Source organism: Actinomycetota bacterium, from assembly GCA_012837825.1.
Classification (GTDB): Bacteria; Actinomycetota; Humimicrobiia; order Humimicrobiales; family Humimicrobiaceae; genus Humimicrobium.
In genome coordinates, this window is the sequence record DUQM01000036.1 from 1 (window position 1) to 8,444 (window position 8,444).

An 8,444-nucleotide genomic window follows, 5' to 3' on the forward strand; every position below is an offset into this window, starting at 1 on the left:
ATGAGTCTGAGAATCGGTTCCTTATATCATAATATAATAAGCAGGTTCTTTAAGAAAGATCAAAAGCCGGCTCTTCAGGAATTATTAAAAATAATGGATGAGGAGCTTGAGAACAATAAAGATGATTTCAAATATCATTTTTATTTTAAAGAGATAAAAAATGAGATGAATAAAAACTTTATCAATCTTTATAATAATTTTTCCTATATCATAGATGATCCAGACTATGAAAACTTAAAAGATAAAATATTTACAGAAAAGGAATTTGTTTTTGATATTGATGAAAAAAACAAAATTAAAGGCAAGATAGACCTGATAAATCTGAGGGATGATGGTTTTGCAGAACTGATCGATTTTAAATCCTCGCAAAAAAAGTATTCGGAAAAAGATCTTGAAGAAGAACTCCAGCTTAAGATCTATTATCTTGCCATAAAAAAGAGCAATAGCATAGCAGAACTTCTTCCGGATATCAGGAACAGAACCATATTGCCCAGATATTATGTAATAGGATTGGAAAAATATAATTTTTTTACGGTAACTGTCCATGAAAAAACGGAAGAGATGGTAACGGAAAAGATTTTAAGTATTATAAGCAATATAAAGAAAGAGAAATTTGATATAAATCCGAGAAATTATTTCAGCTGCAGCAGCTGTGAATATAAAATATTCTGTGAAAAATATTATGGAGAACCACTTTAAGCCTTCACCTGAACAGGAACAGATAATATATGGTGAGGAAAAAATAAAAAAGGTAATTGCCTGTGCCGGGTCAGGAAAAACCAGTATTCTGACTGCAAGTATTGTAAATATACTAAAAGAGGAAAAATGTCTTCCTTCAGAAATACTGGCTCTTACTTTTACAAAAAACGCGGCTCTGAATATGCAGACAAGGATCTCAAAAGAGCTATCATTTTCAACTGATTCTGAAGTGATAGACATATTTACATTCAATTCTTTTGGAAATCAGATAATAAGAGAAAACAGTTACAAATTCGGACTCTCAAAAAACTTCAGCCTGCTAAATGAAGCAAAATCATGGCAGATAATTTTTGAAATATTCAGGAATTCTGATTTTGAATATTTAAAAGCCGGCAAAAATATTGCACAGTTTACAAAAAGAATCCTTGAATCTATCTGGAACATAAAAAACAACCTTGTCAGTTTCGACAATTTAAAAACTTACCTGATTGAATATGAATCAGTGCTTTCAGGATATAAAAGCAAAGGCCTGCAGAAGGAAGAATTAAATAAAATAAGTTATTTTAATGAGATATGCAGGATGTATGCTGAATATGAGAAACTTAAATTATTAAAAAACTGTATAGATTATGCAGATCAGATTTTTATGCCATACAGACTGTTTAATGAGTCTGTTGCTGTAAAGGAAAAATATCAGCAAAAATATAAGTTTATATTTGTTGATGAGTTTCAGGATACAAATAACTCCCAGGCATATCTTCTTGCAAAAATATTTGACCCGAAAAGAAACAGTATAATGATAGTGGGGGATGATGATCAGGGGATATACGGATTCAGGGGAGCTTCTGTTGAAAATATAATGGACATGGGATATTTCGAATCGGAACTTGTTTCAGACAGCAAACCTTATTTTCTGACAATAAACTTCAGATCCGGGGAAAAAATAATTAATTTTGCAAATAATGTAATCAGCAATAACAAAGAAAGAAATATAAAAATCATAAAGCCCGAGTTTTCAGGGAAAGAATCAGAAATATTTTTCTTTAAGACCATTGATATGAGAGAAGAAGCAATTATTATTTGCGAAATGATTAAAAAGTTAAGAGAAAAAGGCATAATGTTAAAAGATATCGCAATATTATGCAGAAAGAAAAAATTTGGTGAGATAACAAGAGTCCTTAATAAGGAAAACATAAGATATGAATTCATTGGGAACAAAAATCTTTTTTATGAAAACGAGATTCTTTTTTTGTTAAGCTGGCTTAAACTAATCAATAATATATATGATGAAGAAAGCCTGATGTATCTTCTCAAATCATCAAAATACAAAATATCTGACAGAGACATCTATTTTTTAAAAAACCGTATCGAATATGGTGCTGAAACCGGTGAAAATCATAAAAAAGAAAAATCAGTTCCTGTCCGGTATCTTTTAGGGTCTTTAAAAAAGTCCGATGACAATAGATTCATAACAAAAGATACGAATGAGAAAATAAAATCTTTTCTTTCAGAGTTTGAATATTATATCAAAAAATCCGAGCAATATAATCTCAGCGGTATAATTAATTTAATATTTCACCACTCAGGGCTTTATGATGAAATAAAATCCGGATTTGGGCAGAATTTAAAGAAAAAAATAAAAAACATAGAATCTCTGATAAGAATAGCATCAGATTTTGAACAGGATAATTCAAATGCAGATTTTGAAGCTTTTGTTATTTATCTGAAAGAACTTGCCAGAACTGAAGTAGAAGACCCTGACAGTATTGAGATTTCCGGTGATAATGCTGTAAAAATAATGAGTATTCATGCTGCAAAAGGTCTGGAGTTTAAAATAGTCTTTCTTCCCATGTTGAGGAATAAAGATTATAAACCAAAATTAAATTCAAAAGCTGAGTTTGAATTACCTGCCTATCTCAGGACAGACAGCAGAGTATGGTCTGAAAAAGCTTCATACTCAAGTCAGGCAAAATTCAGGAAAAAACTGAAAGACAAAGCAAGGGAAGAAGAGAGAAGGATTTTTTATGTAGCAGCATCCAGGGCAGAAAAATTGCTTGTAATGTCTCACCCATTATTTGAAAGTTATCAGGGAAACCCGGATCAGAAATCAGATGAACTCCTTGAGTTTGTCAGAGAAGGCATAAATGATGTATGTGTGCCCGGCAATGCAAATCATAATACTGCTGCAATTAAAATTAAAGATGATATGGAAGTTTTGAATAATGATAGTTCTAAAGAAAGCATAAATACTTTAAACAAGTTCAGCGGCCTTATAGCAGATATGCAGTTTAAAGAAAGACAGGGAAGAAGCGGTTTTCAAAAACCACCTGTGAAAAAAAGAAGCACAGCTCTGCCGGATTTTACAGATAAAGAAAATGCAGCCAGACTTGAAAATAAATTACTTAAGGATATTTTCAGACTAAAGGGAGAAGGCAAAAAAGAAGTTCTGAAAAAAGATTTGTCCGGACAGAAAGAAACAGATGTTAAAACCAGATTTTTTACATTGACAGAAATACTGTCATATCTTACATGTCCAAAACTGTATGAATTAAGATATCTGATTAATATCCCTGAAAATACAAGCAGAGAAAATACAGATTTTGGAACAAAAATACATAAGCTTATTGCGGATATGAGCATGCAGCTGTTTAAAGCAGGCAATGCCGGAGAAAAAGGATTTACAAACAATGAATACGAAATTCTGCTAAAAAAATACGATCAGGAGATTCTTTCAATAAAAAATGAAAAATTAAGAAAAACTCTTTCAAACCTTACCGAAAGCAATGTCCTGGATTTCAGGGAAGTATCCCAAATATTTCTCGAAGAGCTTTTCTACTGGAAAGTCGGCAATGTTTATATAAGATGCCAGATAGACCGGGCAGATATAATGAATGACGGCTCATTGCGTATTTATGATTACAAATCAGGCTCCCAAAAAAGCAGTTCCGGTGATTTTTATTATAAAAATCAGATTAAATTTTATCTGATTGCTGCATCTGAATATTTTAAAATACCTGTTGAAAAAGCGGAAGGGCTTATCCTGTATTTAGGGAGCGGAGATATTGACAAAAGCAGACTGGATCTGCCTGCAGCACATGCCCAGAAAGCAAAGATTCCCCGAACCGTATCTGATATAATCTTGCAGAACTTTGATAAAAAGCTGGTAAAAGACTGCACAAGATGCAGTTATTCTTCAATCTGCAAGTAGCTCTTTTTTGTCAGACTACTTTGGTGCACCATTTAGAGTATTTTTTAATCTTATTCTTAACTGCCAGAAAATATATATCCTGAATCTTTTTTGTTATTTTACCTATTTCACCATTGCTTATTATTCTTCCGTCCACATTTCCAATAGGAGCTATTTGTGCACCAGTTCCGCAGAAGAACAATTCATCAGCTGTGTACAGCTCAGTCCTGCTTATCTGTCTTTCAATGACAGGTATATCAAGCTCTTCCTTTGAAAGCTCAACAACTGTATTTCTTGTTATGCCTTCAAGAATGTCACTGCTGACAGGCGGAGTAAAAAGTGCCTCATTCTTCACCATGAATAAATTCATGGCACTTCCTTCACAAACAAAGCTTGTTCCATAAGACAGGGTTATAGCTTCATCATAACCATCCGTCAGGGCTTCTGTTTTTTGGAGCGCTGCGTTGACATAACTGCCTGATATCTTCGCCCTTGGAGGGATGCAGTTATCCGGTATTCTTGCCCATGAAGAAACACATACTTTTAATGCTCTTGACATGTCCAGATATTCTCCAAGCGGGATTGAATAAATAAAAAGATCCTGTGAATCTTTATTGAGTTTCGGGCCAATATTCAGGTCACTGGTATATGCAAAAGGTCTTATATATGAATCTTCCGTGTAATTTTCTTTTTTTAAAAGATTTATAGTATAATCACACAGATCCTTGATGGAATAATTTATTTTAAGCATTATTATTTTGGCACTTTCAAGAAACCTTTTGTAATGATCTTCAAGTCTGAAAATATAGTTTGCTTTTTCAATTTCATTCCAGTAACTTCTTATCCCTTCAAAAACTGCTGTCCCGTATTGAAGCGCGCTAGTTCTTATGTCGACTTTTGCTTCTTCAATAGGCACTATCTTACCCTGAAAGAAGGCATAATTCGGGTGGCTTAAATTTTCCATAGCGTTTCATCCTTACTTATAAATTTAATTTAAAAATAAAATTTTAGAAAAATTAATCTATTAAATTTTACTCTTTTAAGATTATATTTCAATTAAAAGAATAAAAGAAAAAATAAGAAAATGGGGAAATAAAAAAACTCCGAGTTATCTTTTACCATAGCTTGCACCTTAGGTTACTCAACATCTCGGAGCTTCTCCTAGAACTTTTCTCAGGGACTTTTCCAAAATCAGCTTACCTTTTCAATGCTTTCGCCTCAAAATCTCTTCTGTTTCGAGAGGTTGCCTCCTGTTCTAAGATGGTTATTAATATAGCAATTAAAAAAATCATTGTCAATATTATTTTTAATAAAAAATTAAGAAAAATTTAATTGTATTTTATTTCAATATTATGCAATAAATATATCTTAAAAACAGATATATGATAATTATTACTGAAAAAGATAAGGATATTATAAAAATCCGATATGAATATTCCGCTTGAGCTAATACAGCTTTTTTTTAGTGCCATGATGGTTGGTTTTTCAGGAGCCTTGGTTCCGGGACCCATGTTCACACTTATGGTGACCAGAGTTGCGCAGAAAGGTTTCAGGGCTTCTTTCCTGATAGTGGCAGGTCATGCGATTGCTGAGCTTGCGATACTTGTAATTTTTATTTTCGGACTTATTAATTATCTTAAAAACGAGACAGTAATCAAAATAATAGGAATACTGGGGGGAATAGGTCTCCTGTATCTTGCTTATGATATGATATATTTGAGTATAAAGAATAAAATAAAAATCGACCTTGATATAAATTCAGGCAAAAAAATAAACAACAGCAGAAGCAGTCTTTTTATACTGATCCAGGGTTTTCTTATTAATCTTGTTAATCCTTACTGGTACATATGGTGGGTTACAGTTGGGGCAGCCTTTCTGCTTAAAGGCACTTCATTCGGATATCCCGGTATTTTTACTTTTTATGCCGGGCATATCAGTTCTGATTTTATCTGGTATCTTTTTATAGGATTTATATTAAGCAGAGGCAAAAGAATAATCAGTCAGAAGGCATACAGGATATTGTTTCTTATCTGCGGATTATTCCTTGTTTATCTTGGCATAAAATTTATAATTGATTTTACCCTGGGATGATATTATATGTATCAGAGTCATGCGGACATATTAACAATAATTAGACCGGGCAGATGATAATGGATTTTAATATCACCGGACTGAGAAATAATATTTTTTATCGCAATAATCTTTACAGAGATTATGTGTTTGAATTTGACAAACTAAGGAATTTTTTTTCATATGATTACAGATTGCCTGAACAATATAAAGCAAGAGCGGATTTTCTGAAAAAAACTTATGACAAAGATATAAAGAACAATCTTTGTGATGAATTATACGATTATAACAATTCATTTGGATGTGGTAAAAAGACTTTAGAGAATATAGATATCTTAAAAAAAGAAGATTCCTTTACTCTGGTGGCAGGGCAGCAGCCGGGAATTTTTTCCGGACCTTTATATACCATATATAAGGCAATAAGCCTGGTGTCCGTTTCAAAAATGCTTTCCGAGAAATTAAATATTAAAATTGTGCCTGTATTCTGGAATGCTTCTGATGATAATGATATTGACGAAATCAAAAGTATAAATATCCCCTCAGGAAGTCTTGAGAAGATATCGATTGACATCCCCGGATATCTCAGCAGGTTAAGTTTTTCAAAGATGGTGCTTCCGGTTGATGAGTACGAGAACCTGGTAAGAAAACTGCTTGACAGTCTTCAGGAAACTGAATATAAAAAGGAAATAGAAAAATTTCTCAGCCGGATACTTGATATCATGATGAATGCCGGAAAAAATAACGGTTTTTCCGTTTCAAGGTTTTTTTCAGCAATATTAAGTCATTTATTTTCAGATGACGGCCTTATAATAATAGACCCGGAGCTTGCTGTATTAAAAAAATTTTCAAGGAAGATAATTGAATTTGATCTTTCAAAACAGACAGAGATACATGGATCAATAGATTTCAATTCCAAAGAGCTGACAGCTCTCGGATATCACAGTCAGCTCAGCCTTTTAAGAGACAATCTTGATTTTTTTCTGAATACAAAAAATGCCAGGGAAAAAATAAAAATCAGCAAAAGAGGCAGCTTTTTTATTCATGGATATGATAGTAAAAAAAGCGAATTTTCCCTGAACGAGTTAAAAAATATTTTGTTTAAAAATATAAACGATACCGCACTAAGTGTAATTACAAGGCCGCTTCTACAGGACTGGGTTCTTCCAAACATTGCTACAATATGCGGACCCGGGGAAATAAGCTATTTTGCGCAGATAAAAGATGTATATACTTTTTTTGGCATAGAGATGCCGGTTATTATGCCAAGATTGTCAGCTACGATAATTGAAAGAAAAATAAAGGAATCCATAAAAAAAATAAAGCTTGATTATGAAACTCTGGAGCTTTTTCCCGAAAGGCAGACAAAAGCAATTCTTAAAAATATGATCGGATTTGACATTAATTCGTTTCTGGCTGAACTTGAAAAGGAAATGCATGAGTTAGTCAGAAATAAAAAGGAAACTCTGAGAAAACATGATATTGACGGAGATGGTCCGTTTAACAGAATTGAAAATAATCTTAAAAAAGAAATAGAGATACTATCTAAAAGGATATTGTCGGAATATGGCAGAAAGAACAGCTTTGTTGTTGATTCAATAAATAAAATCTATAATAATTTGCTGCCTAATAAAAATCTTCAGGAGAGAAGTGTAAATGTTTTTGACTATATAAACAGGTATGGTTTTGAAATAATAAACAGTATAAAGAAAAAACTTGATCCTTTTGATTTCAGGCATAAATTTATGGAAATAGCATAAGCGGGTGAAAAAATAATGAACGGGAATATCGGAAAACAGAAAATCGTAGATATCATAGCTTTTGCGCCCCATCCTGATGACGCTGAGATAGGTTGTGGCGGTCTGCTGATAGCAATGAAAAAGAAAGGCTGCAGAACAGGGATAATTGATCTTACAAGAGGAGAGCTTTCCAGCAATGGGAACCTTGAAACAAGAAAAAAGGAGACCCGAAGAGCCACAGAAATCTTAATGCTTGATTTAAGGGAAAATCTTGATATGAGTGATGGCAATATTGAATGCAATATGCAGAACAAGTTAAAAATAATCTATGTTTTAAGAAAATATACTCCGAAAATAGTTCTTTTTCCATATCTTCAGGACAGACATCCTGACCATGAAAATTCATCAAAACTTATCAAAGATGCGGTTTTTTTATCAGGACTTTCAAAACTGGAAACAGATATGCCGGCCTACAGGCCCAATATTGTATTAAATTATATGCTTCATTATGAATTCAACCCCTCTTTTATTGTTGACATAACAGAGCATTTCGAAGAAAAAGTACAAGCGATAAAGGCATACGGCTCACAGTTCTTTTCGGGAGATAGTAATCAGGCAACAACTCATATAAGCACAAAAGCTTTTAAAGAAATTTTATATACAAGAGCCAGATATTTTGGACTTAAAATAAGGGCCGGATATGGCGAACCTTATTTTATTAATTCAAAAATAAAAATAAATGATCCACTCAG

General features: G+C 32.8%; 6 protein-coding genes. 5 read left to right on the forward strand and 1 reads right to left on the reverse strand.

What is annotated here, in order from left to right; all coding sequences use genetic code 11:
• The coding region (locus GXZ93_02810; protein ID HHT78714.1) for a PD-(D/E)XK nuclease family protein at nt 1–699 on the forward strand (699 nt) is incomplete at its 5' end.
• Complete coding sequence (locus GXZ93_02815; GenBank protein ID HHT78715.1) at nt 683–3,907, forward strand: ATP-dependent helicase; 3,225 nt, start codon at nt 683–685, stop codon at nt 3,905–3,907. The genes GXZ93_02810 and GXZ93_02815, both read left to right, overlap by 17 nt.
• 10 nt (nt 3,908–3,917) lie before the next feature.
• Here GXZ93_02815 and GXZ93_02820 read toward each other — a convergent pair whose 3' ends face one another.
• A complete protein-coding gene (locus tag GXZ93_02820) occupies nt 3,918–4,850 on the reverse strand; it encodes a branched-chain amino acid transaminase (GenBank protein HHT78716.1) in 933 nt (310 codons plus the stop codon).
• Between the two features lie 464 nt (nt 4,851–5,314).
• On the opposite strand from GXZ93_02820, the gene GXZ93_02825 reads away from it, so the two are divergent.
• From GXZ93_02825 to bshB1, 3 genes are all read left to right on the forward strand, one after another.
• The gene (locus tag GXZ93_02825; protein HHT78717.1) at nt 5,315–5,977 is read left to right on the forward strand and encodes a LysE family transporter; all 663 of its coding nucleotides are present in this window, start codon (nt 5,315–5,317) and stop codon (nt 5,975–5,977) included.
• 59 nt (nt 5,978–6,036) lie between these two features.
• Nucleotides 6,037–7,713 carry a bacillithiol biosynthesis cysteine-adding enzyme BshC gene (gene bshC, locus GXZ93_02830; protein ID HHT78718.1) on the forward strand — a complete coding sequence of 559 codons (1,677 nt, stop codon included), beginning with the start codon at nt 6,037–6,039 and terminating at the stop codon, nt 7,711–7,713.
• A 15-nt stretch (nt 7,714–7,728) separates the two neighbouring features.
• On the forward strand, nt 7,729–8,444 hold a 716-nt coding region (gene bshB1 / locus GXZ93_02835; GenBank protein ID HHT78719.1), incomplete at its 3' end, for a bacillithiol biosynthesis deacetylase BshB1.

Bases quoted from the DNA above. Each gene is read 5' to 3' on its own strand.
- GXZ93_02815 (HHT78715.1), top strand. From the start codon at position 683: ATGGAGAACCACTTTAAGCCTTCACCTGAACAGGAACAGATAATATAT.
- GXZ93_02820 (HHT78716.1), bottom strand. From the start codon at position 4,850: ATGGAAAATTTAAGCCACCCGAATTATGCCTTCTTTCAGGGTAAGATA.
- GXZ93_02825 (HHT78717.1), top strand. From the start codon at position 5,315: ATGAATATTCCGCTTGAGCTAATACAGCTTTTTTTTAGTGCCATGATG.
- bshC (HHT78718.1), top strand. From the start codon at position 6,037: ATGGATTTTAATATCACCGGACTGAGAAATAATATTTTTTATCGCAAT.